We start from the raw sequence: 18856 nt of genomic DNA on the forward strand, positions 1-18856 counted from the left end.
AAAACCCTCTTCACTATGTATAGTGCCCAACTATGTATAGAAAAGATTTAATTTGACATGCACACCACGTGTTACCAGCGACTACCTGTAGAGTGCTATACATAGTTTTACTGTTTGAAGGAGTCGCATAAATTCATTACCTGCTGGATGGCAACTAGAAACCGGATATGCATGACAAAATTCAAGCAAGTGAACCGTGAAATCATCAACTGAACAGTGACAATTGGCAATCATCAGCCATCTTGATATGTAGCGTCTGGCAAATATTCATTGAATTGTCTGGATCGACTAAATCCGCACCTCACAACTCCGGCAAAACTATGTAAAGCTTATCGACTGATGGTTGGCTCACATGTCAGAGAAACCAAGCTTTGCCACCAATAGAAATTTACAGCTATACATAGTTGGGCACTATACATAGGGGTCGAGCACAGTCGTCCACTGTCTAATAAAACAAAAAATCCCCATTACCGTTTCCAGTAATGGGGATATTAGCAGTATTGGTTTGGCTAGTCTCGCTGTAGTTTAATGGCTCACCTTTCTTCTTTCTCTTCTTTCAAAGAGAGAGGCGAATGATGGCTTTATTTTTTAACAAAAAAATACAAAACGCCAAACTTGCCTTTCAATGTCATATTTTTATCGTCTTTATCAAGCAAAGAAAAAACTTCAAACTTATCGGGTCTACCCAAAATAGCAACATTTAGTTTACCCTCTACTATTTCATAATTGACTGGCGGTTGATCGTAGAACACCCCTTCGCGTGGAATGTGCAAAATAGTGACTTTGCCGTCTTTGAAATTCCAGGTGTCTTCACGCGGGATGACTTCTGAGCTGGATATTGATTTTTTGGTGTGATCCAGTTTCCAGGAGCCTTGTACTTCATCTTTGGATTGCAGGGCAATATCTGCATAAATCGAAGGAACCCATAAGGATAAGGCGAGGAGAATCAGCGACGCATATATTTTATTCATTATTATTTTCCTATTTGCTAATTAATGCATTTTCGATTCTACTCGCCCCTATCTGATAACTAAAGGAAATAAACTTATTAGGCTAAACGAATGCTGTTTAGCTCTGGTACATCCTGATGCATGGTTAAGCAAAACAGGCTTGAATAGTGATATGTTTTGGATCGACAAGACCAATGCTAATCTTTTACTAGCTTACGCAAGTATCCGTTAATATGTCTATATAACAGCTACTTATAGTTGGTTGGTAAAAAGCACCCAGCCATTTCGGCCTTTGTTTTTGGCTTGATAGAGAGCAATGTCGGCATTTTTCTGTAGTGCTTCTGCACTGTTTATACCAGCATGAAAAAACGCCAAGCCTATGCTGGCAGAAATGACGCAAGACTGATTTAAAACCCTAAAAGGCTTGGCCAACTCATCAACCAATCTTTGCGCTATTTCTTCAGCTATAGTCGTATCCTCATAGCCTTCAATCAATACCATAAATTCGTCACCGCCTATCCTGCCAACGGCATCGGTTTCCCGAACACAATTGAGCATGCGTTCCGCCGCTTGTTTCAGTAATATATCTCCGGCATCGTGGCCTAAATTATCGTTAACAGCCTTAAAATAATCCAGATCCAACATCATCAATGCCAAACCTTTGTTGACACGGCTGATCTTTTTGAAGGCCAGTTGGAAGCGGTCGTTGAAACAACTTCGATTGGGTAATTTGGTTAATATGTCGTAATTGGCTTGTTGATAAAGCATTTCTGCCTGCTTTTTACTTTCGGTAACATCTTGTTTAACAGCCACATATTTCCAGATATTACCTTCTTCATCCATGATAGGCGAAATCGCCGCATGTTCCCAAAATAAACCACCATCTTTGCGTTTGTTATAAATTTCGCCGGTCCAGGTATGCCCTGAAATTAAGGTTGCCCAAAGATGTTCATAAAACTCTTTCGGATGTTCATTAGACTTTAACACCCTTGGATTTTTACCCAACACCTCTTGTTTCGCATATCCGGTAATTTCTTCAAATTTGGGATTTACATATTCAATCGTGCCTGCCGCATTAGTAATCACCACGGCAGCGGGTGCTTTACGAATAGCCGCTCTTAAAGCCATGTTTTCCAAATCGGCCAATTTGCGCTGAGTAATGTCACGATTACTGCCTCTTCTGCCGACAAAGCAGCCAGTTTCATCATAAACCGGGTGACAAATATGATTAATCCAGCGCTCCTCACCACTTTTAGTGATGATTCTAAATTCCAATTCCTCAGGTCCACGATCGTCAATCTGCTGGAAATGCCTAGCAATATCAACTCTTTCTTTGGGGGACAATATTGATTCCATTGTCAAAGCACCGGTTTGAAAGGCTAGTGTTGGAAAGCCGGTAATTCGTTCGCAGGCAGGGCTACTGTAGAGTACTTCCCCTTGGGGTGAAAACCAGGTCTCCCAGTCATAGGTATAGTCGGCAATGGTTTTAAACCAGCGCTCATTTCTTGCCAGAACCTCTGCCTCGATCCGCAGTTCATTCTCGACAGCCAGCCTACGCTCAGTTTCCCGTTTGAGCGCAGCATACGTTTGATAAAGACTGACTGATAAACCTATCAGTACCAACAAGTAACTGATTTTTTTAAGTAGATGGGCTAGGTTGAATTCGGTGTCGTTGACGTGAGTTGAGAAGGGCATAAACACGCTTTGGGTCGCAAAACCCACAATCAGAGATAACACCAGCCAGTGTTCAAAATCGTTTTCGCGCCACAATCCTTTACGCAGATAGCCGATCAGAGCCAGTAAAAACATGGCGGCCGGTACTAGATCATAGGGGCGGGGTATCGGCCAGTTGGCATTACTGGCGTCAGGTAGTGGCACCAAGGCAAAAAATAGAAAGCAACACATTGTCGCCAGTGCTGTCAGCCAAAGCACCGTTGTCGAATGACGTGCAGACATAGGTTGATTGTGATAACGATAATCTAACAACCAGCTAATAAATAGCATAAGCGACAAAAATAAACGTGAGGCTATCCAGCTCCAAGGTACCAGATGCGGATAAGTCGAGGGCATGTAGGGTAAGAAAAATGCCGATGTCACGACGGCATGATAGGCATCGAGAAATCCGGTTCCGATAAAGCCGGCGCCAACATACAAAAATTGTCTATCACCCTGACTAAAATATCGTATCAAGGCCAAACCACCGACGAAAAACGCCAAAAGCGTGGCGAGCGATTCCATCAATGTGTGTAGCGATACACTACCTTCCCAATTAATATCCTGTAGGGCATAGCTAGTTGCTATAAGGCCAAGCGCTAGCAGAAGATAGCTGTCGCGACGTTTAAACGATAAGCTGTTAATGCTGCTCATAACGATAATTGGCGATACAGGTTAATGGTTACTGCTGATCCGAATTTAGGTGTGAGTTTGCTTTGATTGTTCAATATTAACCATCAAAGTTTACGCAAAAACTGCAGTTTGCTTTTGATTTTAATCTCCAGTCCTCGCTCAACCGGAAAGTAGTATCGGCGATTTTTCAAAGCCTCCGGAAAATAATTTTCGCCGGCAGCAAAAGCGTTGGCTTCATCATGCGCATAGCGGTAATCAGCACCATGACCGAGTTCTTTCATCAGTTTGGTCGGTGCATTGCGTAAATGTACCGGCACTTCCAGCGAGCCCGTATTACGGACATCAGCCATGGCGGCTTTGTAAGCTACATATACCGCATTGCTTTTGGGTGCGCAAGCCAGGTAGGCAATAGCTTGCGCCAACGACAGCTCGCCTTCCGGACTACCTAATCTTTCATAGGCCTGTGCAGCGTTCAAGGCTAGTTCAAGTCCACGCGGATCGGCGTTACCGATGTCTTCTGAGGCCATGCGTATGACTCGCCGGGCAATGTACAAAGGGTCACAGCCACCGTCAATCATCCTGGCAAACCAATACAAAGCCGCATCCGGATCGGTGCCGCGTACGGATTTATGCAGGGCTGAAATCTGATCGTAAAAAATGTCGCCGCCTTTATCAAAACGGTTGGCATGGCCCTGAAGTACTTCATCTAATACCTCACGATTGACAACTTCCTGTCCATCTATGGTTTCCGCTAAATCGGCGGCAATTTGCAGAATATTCAAACAGCGACGGGCATCGCCATCTGCAGCCTTGGCGATCATTTCCAATACTTCGCTACTGATGACTAAATTATGTTCGCCAAGGCCGCGTTGCTGGTCGCTTAAGGCATTTTGCAACAGTTCTGTCAACGCTTGCGGCTCAATGCTGCGCATGACATAGACTCTAAGTCGCGATAACAAGGCATTATTGAGTTCAAAAGATGGATTTTCGGTCGTGGCACCAAATAAAATAATTGCCCCGCTTTCAATGGGTGCCAACAATGAATCTTGCTGGCTTTTGGAAAATCGATGAATCTCGTCTATGAAAACGACGGTATTCAGGTTACGGGTCAGCTTTATATCTTCCGCTTCAGCGACAGCGGCACGGATTTCTTTTACCCCGGCCATCACTGCGGATAATTCGATGAAATGGCACTGAGCGCTATTGGCAATGATTTTAGCCAAGGTGGTTTTACCGACCCCAGGTGGCCCCCAGAACACCAGCGAATGCGGCATACCCTGATCGATAGCGGCACGCAGCGATTTGCCTTTGGCCAGCAAATGTTGTTGGCCGATGAATTCATCCAATGTCGTCGGCCGCATTCGGGCCGCTAATGGTGCGTCGGCATGCGAGGTGAAGTAAGCAGTTTTATTCATAGTCAGGCAAAACAGATAGGCAATAGCGCTATTTTTCATTAGAATTACAGCTTATTTTATTGATTCTGACGCCGGATTGACATGGATTTAAAATTTTTAGATTTCGAACAGCCGATAGCCGAACTGCAAGCCAAGATCGAAGAGCTGCGCAAGGTCGAGCTGGATAACCATTTCGATATATCCGAGACGCTAAAACTGCTAGAACAAAAGTGCGAAAGTCTGACCGAAAGTATATTCAGCAATTTATCGGATTGGCAGATTTCACAATTATCTCGTCATCCCGGTCGCCCCTATACATTGGATTATATCGAGCAGATTTTTACCGATTTTCATGAGCTGCATGGCGATCGATCTTATGCTGACGACCCAGCCATTGTCTGCGGCTTAGCGCGTCTGGAAGGCCAGCCGGTTGTGGTCATTGGGCATCAAAAAGGCCGTGATACCAAAGAAAAAATTTACCGCAATTTTGGTATGCCGCGTCCGGAAGGTTATCGCAAGGCCCTGCGGGTTATGAAAATGGCCGAGCGTTTCCACTTGCCCATTATTTGCCTGATCGACACCCCGGGCGCTTATCCCGGTATCGGCGCGGAAGAGCGCGGACAAAGCGAAGCGATTGCCCGTAATCTGTTTGAAATGTCTAAACTACGCACGCCTGTGATCTGCACGGTGATTGGGGAAGGCGGCTCCGGTGGTGCTTTAGCTATTGGGGTGGGTGATCGTTTGATAATGCTGGAATATAGCACCTATGCGGTTATTTCGCCGGAAGGCTGTGCCTCGATCTTATGGAAAAGCGCCGACAAAGCCCAGCTGGCTGCGGAAGCCATGGGTATTACCTCTGATCGTGTGCGTGAACAAGGCTTTTTAGACGAAGTCGTGCGTGAACCGGTAGGCGGCGGTCATCGTAACTTCGAAAAAGTAGCTTTTAATTTACGTGAGGCGCTGTTGCGGCACCTGGATGTATTGAATCAGGAAGCCTTGGATCTCGACAGAATGCTGGAAAAACGCTATCAACGCATCATGCGTTTTGGCGCTTATATCGAAGAGCCGGTTAAATAAAGCCTGCTTCCTCCCGAGTAAAAGGCCGTTGAACACGGCCTTTTTTATTGTTTCAAACTTATGCCCCCCAGCCTCAGCTATCAAGCCATCGCATCTCAGATTCCAGCGTGCTCGGGCAATATTTATATTGCCTATAGTGGCGGCATCGATTCTCACGTTTTGCTGCATTTAGTGGCATCTCAGGCCAATTTAAAACCCAAAATCATCGCGGTCTACGTTAATCATGGTTTGCAAGCGCTGGCGGACGACTGGGGAGCGCATTGTCGGCGGCAAGCTGAGAATCTGGGCGTGAGTTTTGTTGGGCTGAAAGTGGACGCCCAGGCCGCAAATGGCGAAAGCCCTGAAGCCGCCGCACGCAATGCACGTTATCAAGCCTTACAGGGCTTAATCCAAACGGACGATTGTTTATTACTGGCTCAGCATCGCGAAGATCAGATGGAAACCTTGCTGCTGCAATTGTTTCGTGGTGCTGGTGTACAAGGCTTGGCAGGCATGCCGGCATCGTTACCCTTTGGCGAGGGCAGTTTGCTGCGGCCGCTGTTAAATATCGCCAAAGCAGATATCCGGGAATATGGGCTACGACATGGCTTGGATTGGGTCGAAGACCCCAGCAATCAAAGCAACGATTTCGATCGTAACTATTTGCGCAATGAAGTGGTGCCGATATTAAAACAGCGCTGGCCAGCGCTAGATAAAACCATTGCCCGTAGCGCGCAAAATTGTGGCGAAGCGGTTAGCTTGCTGGATGACTGGGGTCAACAGATGATTACGCAGCTGGTAAGGCCTTTGGATAACAGTCTGGCGATTGATCAGCTGAAAGCTTTTAGCGTTCCACAAAGCAACTGGCTGATTAGGCAGTGGTTCGGTTTATTTGGCTTAAAACCACCTAGTCAGGCTTTATTGCAAGCAATCAAACAACAATTTGTCGATGCCGGGCCTAATGCCCATCCGCAGATTCTCACACAAGGCCATGTTTTAAAAAAATATCGCCAACGTCTATATTGCCTTACAGAACAACATTGTATAAAACCAACGGACCGCTTGGCCTGGCCTAATGAAACGCCGACTTTGACCTTAGCCAATGGCTATAGATTATCCCGCGTTTCAGCATCCTCCGGCATAAATCAACAGCTCTGGCATACTGCCAATATCAGCATAAGACCGCGTAGTGGTGGAGAGAAAATCAAGCTTCCCGGTCGTGAAGGTCAGCATAGTTTAAAAAAATTATTTCAGGAAGTCGGCATTCCGCCATGGGAAAGAGAGACTCGGCCACTAATCTATCTGGATGATAGATTGGCCGCAGTAGCTGGATTGTGGATAGCCGAGTGGGCTTACGCCTGCAATCCGGATGCTTGTTATCGATTGAATTGGGTGCAATTTGAACTGAGTCGAATTTAATAAGGAAACGCTTTGCGAAGCTGATTTAGAAGTCGGGGCTCGGCCCGACAGCCGAGTAACTTTCTGCTACGAAAACCATCCATGGTTTTCGCCCTTCGGGCCAGCCTATCGGCTGTTCAAATTCGTTCCAAACGAATTTATGCACCGCCTCGGCAATTGCTCCTGCATTGCTCTAACTCCTGCATCCATGCAAGTCGAAAAGAAAGTCACCAAAGAAAAGGCGGCCCCACATCCGCTTGAATCCTGCGCTCCGAACGCTTCGAACGGGGTTTTTCGAAGAGCATCCATGCCCTACGAAAAACGCGCGACATCCCTGCCGCGCCCCTTCGGGCAGTTTCCGTTCAAAGCATTCGGTGCTCGGCGCGGCTGAGGGGAATTAAAAACCAAGCCTGCGGCTTATTTCCGCTTCGCGGTTTTTTTGATTTTCTGTCTCAGTTTGAATCGCATCCGGTTGAATTGGCAATTGCCCGAAAGCATGGGATGATTAACCGCACGGCAATTCCCGGAGGTGCGTAATGTTAATGGTTCCTGAAATTCTGCAAGTAGTCATCGTCGGTATGATGATTCTGATCCCGATGATTTTAATTTACAAAAAAGTTGGCTTGAATCCAGCCTGGGCGGCGCTGGTGTTTTTACCTGGTTTTGGTTTATTAATCATTTTCATGCATCTTGCATTGACACCCTGGCCCAACGCTAAACAGGAGCGCTGATCATGACACTGTTTTATATGATTTTGCCGATTTTTGTGCTGTTCTGTCTATGGTTGAGTTATCGGATTCTGCAGAAAGCGGGGGTGGATGGGCGCTGGTGTTTGGTTCTGTTGGTGCCTGTCGTCAATGTCATCATGATCTGGGTGTTTGCTTTTTGCCAATGGCCGAATTTACGAAGCGATGTCGATCAGGGTTTATAAAAACCGCTTATTTTATGGCTCGTAATATATTTCCGTAGAAAAGCGCTTTGCCGGTTTTGCTCATCATCCAGAGTTCTTTGATCTGCACTTGGTTGGCGGAAAAATATTGCTTGGCGCACAGGGCTAAATCAGCCAATTCAACTTTGGGTGAATAGGTATTAAGAATCAAAAACCCGCCTGGGTTCATTAGTCCGTAGGCGGCTTCTAACAAATCAGGCAGCTGATTTTCCAACTTCCATCTTTCACCTTTGGCACCTAAGCCCCAGGCGGGCGGGTCCATGATGATACCGTCATATCGATTGCCGCGTTTCAATTCACGCCGGGCAAATTTCAAGGCATCTTCAAGCACCCATTTTATATCTGTAAGCTGGCTGCGCTCCATGTTCTCGTTGGCCCAAGTCAGCATCTGTTTCACCGAGTCCACATGCACCACATCCGCGCCATTGGCACGAGCGATCAGCGACGCGGCGCCGGTGTAGGCAAATAGATTGATGACTTTTTGCCCGGCACTCACATGTTCTTTAATAAAGCACCAGTTTGCTTGTTGCTCTGGAAACAAACCCACATGTTTGAATTTAGTCAGTTTTAGACCGAAATTTAAGCTTTCATAACTGATGCCCCATTGTTCAGGTGCCTGAGGCTTAAGTTTTTTCCATTCACCTTGGGTAGAGGATATCTCTTCAAACTGCCAATGCGCCAGGTCTTGCCATTCAGCAAATGACCATTCCGGTTTGAAATGGGCTTGGATCTCAGGGCGGATGGTGATGACTTTCCCCCAACGTTCAAGTTTTTTGCCGTCGCCAGCGTCCAGTAGCTCGTAATCTGACCAGGCGTTGCTGTATTGACGTGAATTCATTTCAGATTGATTTGCTGTGCTCATCGGGGTAATCGTAGAAAAATAGCTGGTTTGGTTAAAGCTGTCGTTATCAATAACGACACTTAAATTCAGATTGTACAGAATCACCAGGATAATCGTGACCTGCAAAAAAGCATAGATGGGCATTGCTTATAGAAACTTTCCCTCGCCTCGGGCTTTTAAGATGGCTGTCGCAAAAAAGCAACTATTTGTCGCATAAGTTAGCGTTTGCTGGCTTGCTGTCATAAAACTGTCATATTTCCTCCTTACAATTCGCCACAACTGCAGGCCGTTGGATTGATATTTCTTGAAATTTAATCCGTTACGCAACCTTTGTAACCAGTGTCTGCACTTTAGTTTTTAGCATTAACTACGAAACCTTTGGAGATTTGAGAATGAAGTTAACTAAACTGAGTCTGGCCATGGCGTCGGCTTTGGGTGCAGGTCTGGCGGCGGATGCGCTGGCGATGGACTTGTACGTCGACACTAAAACTCAGCAAATTTTTGCTGAGCCTGGTCGTGGCCGGGTATTGTTAGGTGAATTTCAAAAAGTGGGTGACACTTCATCGCAACCGGCTGATTCAGCTAATCTGAAAGCGGAAATTGATGAAATCAAGCAAGATTTAGCGCTGAAAAACAACGAACTGAAAGCGTTGGACGAGCACATGAAAGTGGCTGAAGAAGTTAAGGTTAAACTGGATAGCAAAGGTGTACAGTTTGAAACGGCCGATAAAGATTTCAAATTCAGACTAGGTGGCCGTATCCACACCGATGCAACATTCAGTGGTGGTGATCATGATCTCGTAAACGCAAAAGGTAATACAGTTGGGGCCGACGACGGTACGGAAATTCGCCGTGCCCGGATGGAAATGTTGGGTACTTTCTATCAAGACTGGGATTTCAAAAGTCAGTTCGACTTTGCCGATAATAAGGTAGCCGTTAAAGATTTGTTCGTGCAATACAGTGGTTTAAAAGATCTGGAAATAACCGCCGGTCAACAAAAACAAGCCTTTAGTCGTGAGTTACAAGAAAGTTCTAACGACATGTTGTTTATGGAGCGTTCATTAATGAATGCTTTGAATGAACCAACCGTAGATCGGGCGATCGGTTTAGACGTCGGTAGCTTCCAGAAAGACTGGACGGCTCAAGTGGGTGTCTTTGGCGATACGGTTACCCCCAATAACACTAATAATATCGGACAAGAAGGTTGGGCTATCAGTAGCCGTGCAACCTACGCACCGATCAACGAAAAAACCAAAGTCATACATTTGGGTGTAGCGGGTAATTACCGCGATCCAAGCGCAAATGGTGAAGTCAATGGTCACAATTTACAATTGCGTTCTGAAACCACCCATATGTCTAACCTGTACTTAATTGATACTGGAGCAATTAGCAACGTCAGTAGCATTAAAATGGCAGGCTTGGAAGCCACTGGCTTGTATGGTCCGTTTACCGTCGGTGGTGAATATACCCATATGTGGCTAGATAGGGAAAATGGTTCTCAAAATGCCGAGTTTGATGGCTGGTATACAGAAGCTGCATGGACCATCACCGGTGAATCGCGTAAATACAAAAAAGGCAAATTCTATAAAGTTGAGCCTAAAAACAACTTTAGTTTCAAAAATGGTACCTGGGGCGCATGGGAATTGGCGACTCGTTATTCTCAAGCGGATTTAAACAGCGGTATTATCCACGGCGGCGAGATGTCCAATATCACTGTAGCGTTAAACTGGTATTTAAATGACAATATTCGCTTCATGGCCGACTATAACAAATTCTTTAGTTTGACGAATACGCCAATTACAACTGTAGGTGGTGGTGAGCCTAATGTGGATGTCTTTATGTTACGTAGTCAGTTAGCGTTCTAAAGCACAGGCTATAAAGCCGTATTTAAGCCGTGTCAGGGTAACCTGACGCGGCTTTTTTTGTGAAGCCAGTTTTGCGTTATGATGCCAAGCTTTGGTGTGACACTGTTTGAGGACTCTCTTGAAAAAACCTATATGTTTGCTTTGTGCATTGTTGATATCCGCCTGTAGCACTCAACCCGTGTCCGAATCATCAAGGCCAGATTGGCATTTAAAACCCGATTGTTTGTATCACTCGGGACATGATAAGGGCACCGAAATTGTCAGCGTACAGCAATCGACTTTGCGCGCAGTGTTGAGTAATTACAAAACCGGTGAGGCGGATATACTGGATATCAGTCAGTCGGCAAAAATTTCGCGCATTAATCGCTTTAATTTGGGGCTGCAAAAAGATGAAGAATTTACCTCGGTGGCATTTCATCCAACGCTGGATGTTTTTGCAGCGGTGATTGATGCTGGCGACGAGCGCGGACGGGTGGAAATACGCTCGGCCAGCAATGGTGCGTTATTAGATCATGTCGAAGTAGGTTATGGGCCTGATGCCGTGGTATTTTCTCAAGATGGCGCTGTGATGTTGGTGGCTAATGAAGGGGAAGCTTTTACGTTTGATAAAGTCACCGGCGAATTTTTTTCTGCCGAGGGTAGCATCTCTATCATTCGGTTAGATCAAAGAGGCCGTATCAAAGCTAATGCCAATATTGAATTGGCGGATGTGATGCATAGAGAAGGTTTTATCGTGGCAGAAAAAGGCCATTTTCTGGAGCGTGAAATCGACTGGGATGGTGATGGCAAAGTCACCAAGCAAACCGATTTCGATGGTAATGGCAAGATCGATAATAAACATGTGAAGCTTGGCCGATTTGACGGCGCTGATGTGTACGGCAACGAAAAAAAAGGTGAAGCCAAAATCTTGATTCCGATGACTCCAAATTCTAAAACTTTACTGGAGCCGGAGTATATCGCGCTGTCGCCGGATGCCAAGCGAGCCTATGTGACTTTGCAGGAAACCAATGAAGTGGCCGAAGTGGATGTGGAAAATCGCCGGGTGTTGGGCTATTTCAATATGGGCGTGGCCGAACATGGCGCCGACCGACAATCTGATGGCTGGGTGCAGTTTAATGATAATGTCATGGCTTTACGCGAGCCAGACGGCATTGCCTTGACCCCGGATGGCCGATATTTTCTGACCGCTGACGAAGGCGATACCGATACTGACGCCGAAGAAGGTGAAGAGCCTTTGCAAAGTGGCGGTAGAACCATGAGTGTGTTTGATGCCAAAACCGGCGATTTTGTCGCTGATACGGGCAATCAACTGGATGAAATCACCTTTGCTCATAGTGTGTATCCGGATAGGCGCAGTAATAAAAAAGGTGCCGAGCCGGAAGGGGTGGTCGCATTTGAAATGGAGGGACATGCTTGGGCTGTAGTTGGGCTTGAGCGTGCCGATGCTTTAGTGTTAATTTCATTGGCTAACCCCCGTCAACCTAAAGTAGTGGCCTTGGGCAAAATACCCGGCGATGAAAGTCGCGCACCAGAAGGTCTTGCACATTTCGTACGCAACGGCGAACACTATGTGCTCTCGGCTAACGAAATGAACGGTACGCTGGCCTGTTTTAAATTGACTAAGGGTAAGGTGGAAATAGAGCACTAGCCTAAGGCATAAACTAGTATGTAGTGAAAGTTACCGGCTTTTAATGGCCAGATACTGACACATGTGTCGACTGGCTAGCCATTTTAGACTGGTAAACAGCAGCAAAGTCGGCAGGGTAAAGGCCAGGGAGACCCCGGTTGCGCCGTATTGCCGACCTAGAATAAAACTCAAGATAACCATGCTGATTGCGGTTATCGATAATGAGCCGACCACCAAACGATTACGGCCCATGAACTGAAGGTAATAAGGCGCATAGGAATACAGCGCCATGATCACAGCACCACAGGCGCTAATGCACAAAGCTTGATAACCCTCGGCAAAATCAGCTCCGAACAATGCCAGTATCTGCTGGCCTCTGGCGACTATCAGTGACAGAAAAACCAGAATAAAGCTGCCGAATAGAGTCATGCGATTGTTTAGCAGCGTATGAATCTGTTGCGGTTCATGCCGTTCGAGTAATACCACCAGCATCGGTAGATAATAGCGATTGGTGGAGGTGCCGATGACCGAGATCAAGGCTGTGGTTTGCATGACCACCGCATAAATACCTACTACGGATTCCGAAGGATGCAGAATTTCCAAGATGATGGTGCCGGCGCTGGTCAATATCGTCATCATCAAGCTACTGATCAATAAGGGCAGGGATTTTTTAAGCCACCAGCGTCCGCCTCTGCGGTTGACTTTAGTCTTCTGAAGGGCGTCAGGGCCAAAAGTCTTTGCGCAAATCAACAGGCAGCCCAGAGTTAAGCACCAGGCTGTTCCGAAACACAGCACGGCAGAGACTGCAGTGATATCCAGCTGAAAATCATTTAACAGTATGATCAATAGTAGAAACACAGCAGGTAAGAAAAAACGGTATAAAACCAAGGCCAGGACCTGCGCGCCGAACACCGTAATCACTTCGATTAAAAACAGGCACACGGCAATCACCGGCAAAAACCCGGCGTAAATGACAATGGCGATATGGAAGTCGGCTTGCTGCCAGAGTAAAAAACTTTCCAGTCCCAGGCTCATCACCCCCATCAACAACAGGCTGAACAAAACAATGCTGCGCAGGGAAAACACCCAAAAGCCGCGCAGCCTTGGCCAGTTTTGTCGCTCTATATACAAGGCTATGATGCGCAGGGCGTATTTTTCCAGTCCTAGGGTGGCCAATGTAGACAGTAGGGTCACGACTGAAATGGCAACGCTGTAATCGTCAAACTCACCGATTTGCAGATGCCTGGCTAAGTAAATATTGGCCCAGTACATCAAGGCATAATTACCCAGACTGAGAGCAAATAGCATCAAGGAGCTGAAATTGTTTGGGTGGACGGAAAATTTTGGGTTCAATGAATTTTGTGCGTTGACTTTATTTAGGGTATCAAACCCTTTTACGACAGCCTCACATAGGCGGTAATCTGCGGGTTACAACTACGATTACGCGGTAATCGATTCGGCACGCAGCATTCATGCAGGCTATTGTAACCTTGATCGATACCGAGAAATGTTACAGTGCATGTCAGCACGCCGGCAGGTTTAAAAGTTACACTTCAAATGATACTTCTGAACTCGGTAGCGCAGAGTTTCCCGGGTGGTGCCAAGCATACGGGCGGCGGCGGTGACATTGGCATCCGTGCGGTTTAGCGCTTCCTGGATAATGAATTTTTCCATTTCATGCAGGTTTAAACTGCCGTCCAGCGGAATGAATACGCCTTGTTGATTGGCGCTGGCTTGGATGCCACTAATTTGCGATTGTGGGGCCTGCAGTTGCAACCATTCAATGGGTAAGTTCTCATCATTGGCTAATAACACGCAGCGTTCCAGCACATTACGCAGTTCTCGAATATTACCCGGCCAGTTGTAAGCTTTAATGGCTTGCCAGGCTTGTGCAGAAATATGGCTGACTGATTTGGCCGATTTACGATTGCAGTCGGCGATGAATTGCGGCACCAGTTGTTCCAAATCTTGCTTGCGTTCGCTCAAAGCAGGAATGCGAATGTTGATGACATTTAAGCGATGATACAAATCGCGGCGGAACAAACCTTCGGCCACCTTTTCCACTAAATCCAGATTGGTGGCGGCGATGATTTGCACATCCACGCTGATTTCGGTTTCACTACCCAAGCGGCGGATACGCAAATCTTCTACGGCTTTTAACAGCTTGCTTTGTAAATCAAGGTCCATTTCGCCGATTTCATCCAGAAACAGGGTGCCGGTGTGGGCTTGTTCAAACAAACCACGGTGGCGTTTTTTGGCACCGGTAAAGGCACCGGCTTCGTAGCCGAATAATTCTGCTTCTAATAGTTCACGCGGTAAAGCGGCACAATTGATCTCAACCAGCGGAGCTTGAGAGCGAATGCCGGAATAATGCAAAATACGGGCAATCATGCCTTTACCTGTACCCGTTTCGCCGCTGACGATCAGGCTGGAGAAGGGCACATTCACTACTTGTCTGAGCATGCTACGCAAAGATTGCATGGACGGGCTTTCGCCTATCAGGCTGTCTATGCTGTATTGGCTGTTTTGGCTGGCGTTTTGTAATTGCACCCGCCTTTGAGCGCGAGCGCTGCGGGCTGCACCTTCTACCAGCAGGTTCAGTCTATCCAGCGAGCAAGGCTTTTCGATAAAGTCATACGCGCCCAAGCGCACGGCGCGCACCGAGTCGGCAACGCTGCCATAGCCGGTCAAAAAGATCCATTCACTACTGTCGATATCGGGTTTGAGTCTTTCTAAGAAATCCAGGGCATTACCGTCCGGTAGATTCATGTCTGACAACACCACTAACGGATCCAGATTTTGTTCGCGTAATAGTTTTTCGGCTTGTTGCAAGGAATCGACCACGTTGACTTCCCAGTCTACTTTTCTAAAGAATCGTGCCAGTTCGGCGCCGAGCAGGGCTTCGTCTTCAATGATTAATAGGGTATTGGTCATCATGTTAGTTATCTCGGGATGATAGGCTTTGCGATGGCTAGGCCGGGTTGAGCGGTAAGCTCAGGCTGATGCTGGCATGACCGGCGCTGTTGTTTTCCAACTTCAGGTTGCCGCGCTGTTCTCTAATAAAGCGCTGTACCATGACCAAGCCCAAACCGCTGCCTTTTACTTTTAAGCTGACGAAAGGCCGAATGCCTTGTTGTAACAGTTCAGGGTTAAAACCACCGCCACTGTCGCTGACTGTCACTATCAATTGTTGCTGTTCTTGCTTGATGTCGACTTGCACTTTGCCGGGCTGGTCGCCGATGGCTTGCACGGCGTTTTGTAATAGATTTAACAGCACTTGTCTGAATTCGGTTTCTGGTAACAAGGCGAACATATTGGCTTGACTGTGAATTTCAAACTGGACATTTTCGTTCACTTGATAGCTCAGTAGGGTCAGTAATTCCTGGGCGACTTGATGGATATCGATGGTTTGAGCGGTTTCGTTGCTGTTGCGGGCGCTGCTGAGTAGGTCATTGAGATGCTTGGTTAGGCGATGCACTTCACGATGTAGCAGGCCAATCCGCTCACGTAATTCCGGGTCACTGGATTCAGATTGTATGTTTTCCAGTGCTACTTGAATAATCGCTAACGGGTTACGTAATTCATGAGCCGTGCTGGCGGCCATTTCAGTTAACGCTGCCAAGCGTTCGGCTTTGGCCAAGCGCTGGCTTTGCTCCAGCAAAGCATGACTGGTTTTACGCACCTGACTTTCCAGGTGGCTGGTGTAATTTAAGTGTGATTGTTCCAGTTCGATTAAATGCGCGACCAGGTGATTATAGCGCTCGAATAAGTCACTCAGGATAGGGTCGGCGGTTTTGTAATTGATCGGTTGTTTGACGCCTTCCGCCAAGCCTGATAACAACATGCGCAAAGCATCTAGCGGCTCCAGAACATTATTGCGAAAAAAATAATGTCCGATCCAGAATAATAGCAGCGGCAAAATGATGGCTAGTTGTAACTCCAACTTGCTGTCGTCTTCCACGTTGATCAGCAGTTTTTCCTCTTCATCGGTTTGTTGATCCAGTAAATCCTGAATCAGATTCATAGTATCGACCAGCGCTTGCGAATCACCCTGTATGGCCTTAGCAAATTTAGCTTGCAAGCTGTGCAAATCCAGCGGAACAGAAAAGTCGGCGCTGTTATGGTTTTGCAATAAATCCAGCAGGTGGCTTTGTAATTCGGTGATTTGTTCGTTGTTTACCGATGGGTCGTTTTGGTGTGCGGCTAATGTTGATTGTAGTTGCAGCAGTTCGAAAATGGTTTGCTGCAGATGATGTCCCTTGCCGAGGTCGGTTTGGATGGTGTGTATGCGTTGGTCATTCAACCAGGTGAGTCGGCCAATGGCTAGCAGTTCGCCTAGTACCAGCAGGCCCATAATCAGGGTAACGAAGATAATTGGTCTGAACAGCAACTGACGCATGGGCTTGATCTAGGTAGGGGACTAAGGTTTCAATTAACAATTTTGAGCTTAATCGATTTTAGAATGTAGAGACGCAAAAGCTTGCGTCTCTACGCTGGCATTAATCGGCCATTTTACGACGCGCAGCCAAATGGTGGTTAGAGAAGCTTTCATGCTTATCCAGACCTACAATGTTGCATAGGCCGCCCGCTAGATTATATTCTTCAGTAAAGTGATGAATAAACTCCATGACGGTGTGATCGATTAAATCTGACTCGCTCAAATCAAAAAATACATTTTGCTGCTTCGGAAAGTCGGCCAACAAACTTTTCAAACTGATGAAGTTGGAAAACACTGCAGAACCACTGACGGTAATATGGTAGGTGTCTTCAGACGTTTGATTAACATGGTAAGCCATAGAAAACATATGACTTAGTTTAAGTCCGCGGCTGAGATGAATCAGTAATTCTGCCACGATACCAATCGCTACGCCGACTAATAAATCAGTTGCCAATACGCCGATAATGGTAAATACAAACACTGCGAAATGATCCCAGCCTACTGCCAAGGTTTTAGCAAATTCTTTGGGTGATGCCAGGCGAAAGCCAGTAAACACCAATAGGGCAGCCAACGATGACAGGGGGATTTCGTGAATCAATTTGGGAAACAAGGCCACAAAAATCAGTAAAAATAGACCGTGAAAAAAGTTAGCCCAGCCGGTCTTGGCGCCATTATTGATGTTGGCAGAGCTACGCACGATTTCTGCAATCATGGGTAAACCGCCGAGCAGTCCAGCCAACACGTTACCTGCACCGACAGCGGCCAAATCACGATTCAGATTAGAGTCGCGTTTGTAAGGGTCCAGTCTGTCCACTGCCGAGGCGCTTAGCAAGCTTTCTAAACTGCCCACTAGCCAAATAGTAATCACCGCTATCCAGAATTCATAGCTGGCAATTTTGGAAAAGTCCGGAAAATAAAAACCTGACATGAAATTCTCTGGTACTGCCACTAAAAATGCTGGGCCTATTGAGAATTCGTGATGAGGTAAAATTTCCGCATCGGGCAAAAATAGATACTTATGAATATGGTCCAAATCAAAGTATTGCCCCAAAGCCAAGCCCATTAGCACTACTAATAAGGGGGCTGGAATCATTTTTAAATGGGTGTTTTTGATTAAGGCCCAGGCAATCAATAATGCTAGACCACATAATCCAATGATAGAGACTTCCGGGTTCATTTCGATAATCGAATGCGGAATTTCGGCAATGCTGCCCAGTAAGGAGCCTGCAGTCGGTTTAACTCCCAGCAAAGTATGTATTTGTTTGGCCATGATGATAATCCCAATTGCCGCCAACATACCGTGCACAACCGATGAGGGGAAAAACGCACTGAGTTTGCCGGCCTTGAATACACCCAGCAATACTTGCAATATGCTAGCCACGACGATGGCTGCGAGTGTATAGCGATAACCAGCCATGGCATCGCCTTGTCCCAATGATTGCACGGCATCCAGAATCACCACGATCAAGCCTGCTGCAGGGCCATTAATTGTCACATACGAGCCACTAATTCTGGAAACCAGCAAGCCGCCGATAATAGCGGAGATAATGCCTGCCATGGGCGGAAAACCCGAGGCCATAGCAATACCCAGACAAAGCGGCAGTGCAATCAAAAAAACCAGAAAGCCGGACAATAAATCGCTGTGCCAGTTTTCCTTGAGCCCGACAAGACCGGTTTTGGGGGTTAGGGCTGAAGAAGATGGGTGCATAACTAATCTCAGTAAGCAGGAAAACTATCTATGTGCCAGAACTATGCCAATTTTCTGGAAAAGTATAAGTCTTAGGCAGAATGCGCAGTGATACAGCGTACTAGTCTGGAGGCCGCTTGTTATAAGCCTGATCAACAAAGGCTAAAGGCTTGATTCAACCATTCTAATCGGTTTATATAAACCAAATTTAGTATTAAGCGCTGCTTAGTTCTATTTTGTCATATTCCCATTCTTCTATCGTTATTCCGGCAGGGATTGCTGGAAGCCAGGTTTCATGGACGATC

The 18856-nt window shown here is 46.5% G+C and carries 14 protein-coding genes; 6 read left to right on the plus strand and 8 right to left on the minus strand.

What is annotated here, in order from left to right; all coding sequences use genetic code 11:
* Window positions 1-581: 581 nt before the first annotated feature.
* The 3 genes from A1359_RS01785 to A1359_RS01795 form a co-directional block, all read right to left on the minus strand.
* Window positions 582-971, minus strand: a complete 390-nt coding sequence (locus tag A1359_RS01785; protein ID WP_066977136.1) for a hypothetical protein — start codon at window positions 969-971, stop codon at window positions 582-584.
* Between the two features lie 231 nt (window positions 972-1202).
* The gene (locus A1359_RS01790; protein WP_066977139.1) at window positions 1203-3317 is read right to left on the minus strand and encodes a diguanylate cyclase domain-containing protein; all 2115 of its coding nucleotides are present in this window, start codon (window positions 3315-3317) and stop codon (window positions 1203-1205) included.
* A gap of 83 nt (window positions 3318-3400) precedes the next feature.
* A complete protein-coding gene (locus tag A1359_RS01795; protein ID WP_456297531.1) occupies window positions 3401-4750 on the minus strand; it encodes a replication-associated recombination protein A in 1350 nt (449 codons plus the stop codon).
* Window positions 4751-4792: 42 nt separating this feature from the next.
* Between A1359_RS01795 and accA the strand changes: the two genes are divergently transcribed.
* The 4 genes from accA (at window position 4793) to A1359_RS01820 (ending at window position 8075) form a co-directional block, all read left to right on the plus strand.
* Window positions 4793-5767, plus strand: a complete 975-nt coding sequence (gene accA / locus A1359_RS01800) for an acetyl-CoA carboxylase carboxyl transferase subunit alpha (RefSeq protein ID WP_066977141.1) — start codon at window positions 4793-4795, stop codon at window positions 5765-5767.
* Window positions 5768-5827: 60 nt separating this feature from the next.
* Window positions 5828-7165 carry a tRNA lysidine(34) synthetase TilS gene (tilS, locus tag A1359_RS01805; protein ID WP_066977143.1) on the plus strand — a complete coding sequence of 446 codons (1338 nt, stop codon included), beginning with the start codon at window positions 5828-5830 and terminating at the stop codon, window positions 7163-7165.
* A gap of 515 nt (window positions 7166-7680) precedes the next feature.
* Complete coding sequence (locus tag A1359_RS01815; RefSeq protein WP_066977147.1) at window positions 7681-7875, plus strand: hypothetical protein; 195 nt, start codon at window positions 7681-7683, stop codon at window positions 7873-7875.
* Between the two features lie 2 nt (window positions 7876-7877).
* Complete coding sequence (locus A1359_RS01820; protein ID WP_066977149.1) at window positions 7878-8075, plus strand: hypothetical protein; 198 nt, start codon at window positions 7878-7880, stop codon at window positions 8073-8075.
* Window positions 8076-8082: 7 nt separating this feature from the next.
* Here A1359_RS01820 and A1359_RS01825 read toward each other — a convergent pair whose 3' ends face one another.
* Window positions 8083-9078, minus strand: coding sequence for a class I SAM-dependent methyltransferase (locus A1359_RS01825; protein WP_232322075.1), 996 nt, complete (start codon window positions 9076-9078; stop codon window positions 8083-8085).
* Window positions 9079-9326: 248 nt separating this feature from the next.
* Between A1359_RS01825 and A1359_RS01830 the strand changes: the two genes are divergently transcribed.
* Together A1359_RS01830 and A1359_RS01835 are read left to right on the plus strand one after the other, a co-directional pair.
* The gene (locus A1359_RS01830) at window positions 9327-10799 is read left to right on the plus strand and encodes an OprO/OprP family phosphate-selective porin (protein ID WP_066977151.1); all 1473 of its coding nucleotides are present in this window, start codon (window positions 9327-9329) and stop codon (window positions 10797-10799) included.
* A gap of 178 nt (window positions 10800-10977) precedes the next feature.
* Complete coding sequence (locus tag A1359_RS01835; RefSeq protein ID WP_232322076.1) at window positions 10978-12447, plus strand: choice-of-anchor I domain-containing protein; 1470 nt, start codon at window positions 10978-10980, stop codon at window positions 12445-12447.
* Window positions 12448-12477: 30 nt separating this feature from the next.
* Here A1359_RS01835 and A1359_RS01840 read toward each other — a convergent pair whose 3' ends face one another.
* From A1359_RS01840 to A1359_RS01855, 4 genes are all read right to left on the minus strand, one after another.
* Window positions 12478-13734 carry a lipopolysaccharide biosynthesis protein gene (locus A1359_RS01840; RefSeq protein ID WP_066977157.1) on the minus strand — a complete coding sequence of 419 codons (1257 nt, stop codon included), beginning with the start codon at window positions 13732-13734 and terminating at the stop codon, window positions 12478-12480.
* A 231-nt stretch (window positions 13735-13965) separates the two neighbouring features.
* A complete protein-coding gene (locus tag A1359_RS01845) occupies window positions 13966-15360 on the minus strand; it encodes a sigma-54-dependent transcriptional regulator (RefSeq protein ID WP_066977213.1) in 1395 nt (464 codons plus the stop codon).
* Window positions 15361-15397: 37 nt separating this feature from the next.
* On the minus strand, window positions 15398-16825 hold the full coding sequence (locus A1359_RS01850; RefSeq protein ID WP_066977160.1) for a sensor histidine kinase: 1428 nt from the start codon (window positions 16823-16825) through the stop codon (window positions 15398-15400).
* A 100-nt stretch (window positions 16826-16925) separates the two neighbouring features.
* Window positions 16926-18572, minus strand: a complete 1647-nt coding sequence (locus A1359_RS01855; protein ID WP_066977163.1) for a SulP family inorganic anion transporter — start codon at window positions 18570-18572, stop codon at window positions 16926-16928.
* Window positions 18573-18856: the final 284 nt, after the last annotated feature.

Origin of the sequence: Methylomonas lenta (genome assembly GCF_001644015.1) — a bacterium.
Lineage (GTDB): Bacteria > Pseudomonadota > Gammaproteobacteria > Methylococcales > Methylomonadaceae > Methylomonas > Methylomonas lenta.

Coding starts and splice junctions, on each gene's coding strand:
- A1359_RS01825 (WP_232322075.1), bottom strand. CDS start 9,078: ATGCCCATCTATGCTTTTTTGCAGGTCACGATTATCCTGGTGATTCTG.
- A1359_RS01815 (WP_066977147.1), top strand. CDS start 7,681: ATGTTAATGGTTCCTGAAATTCTGCAAGTAGTCATCGTCGGTATGATG.
- A1359_RS01795 (WP_456297531.1), bottom strand. CDS start 4,750: ATGAAAAATAGCGCTATTGCCTATCTGTTTTGCCTGACTATGAATAAA.
- A1359_RS01830 (WP_066977151.1), top strand. CDS start 9,327: ATGAAGTTAACTAAACTGAGTCTGGCCATGGCGTCGGCTTTGGGTGCA.
- A1359_RS01790 (WP_066977139.1), bottom strand. CDS start 3,317: ATGAGCAGCATTAACAGCTTATCGTTTAAACGTCGCGACAGCTATCTT.
- tilS (WP_066977143.1), top strand. CDS start 5,828: ATGCCCCCCAGCCTCAGCTATCAAGCCATCGCATCTCAGATTCCAGCG.
- accA (WP_066977141.1), top strand. CDS start 4,793: ATGGATTTAAAATTTTTAGATTTCGAACAGCCGATAGCCGAACTGCAA.
- A1359_RS01855 (WP_066977163.1), bottom strand. CDS start 18,572: ATGCACCCATCTTCTTCAGCCCTAACCCCCAAAACCGGTCTTGTCGGG.
- A1359_RS01845 (WP_066977213.1), bottom strand. CDS start 15,360: ATGACCAATACCCTATTAATCATTGAAGACGAAGCCCTGCTCGGCGCC.
- A1359_RS01820 (WP_066977149.1), top strand. CDS start 7,878: ATGACACTGTTTTATATGATTTTGCCGATTTTTGTGCTGTTCTGTCTA.
- A1359_RS01840 (WP_066977157.1), bottom strand. CDS start 13,734: ATGCTATTTGCTCTCAGTCTGGGTAATTATGCCTTGATGTACTGGGCC.
- A1359_RS01850 (WP_066977160.1), bottom strand. CDS start 16,825: ATGCGTCAGTTGCTGTTCAGACCAATTATCTTCGTTACCCTGATTATG.
- A1359_RS01785 (WP_066977136.1), bottom strand. CDS start 971: ATGAATAAAATATATGCGTCGCTGATTCTCCTCGCCTTATCCTTATGG.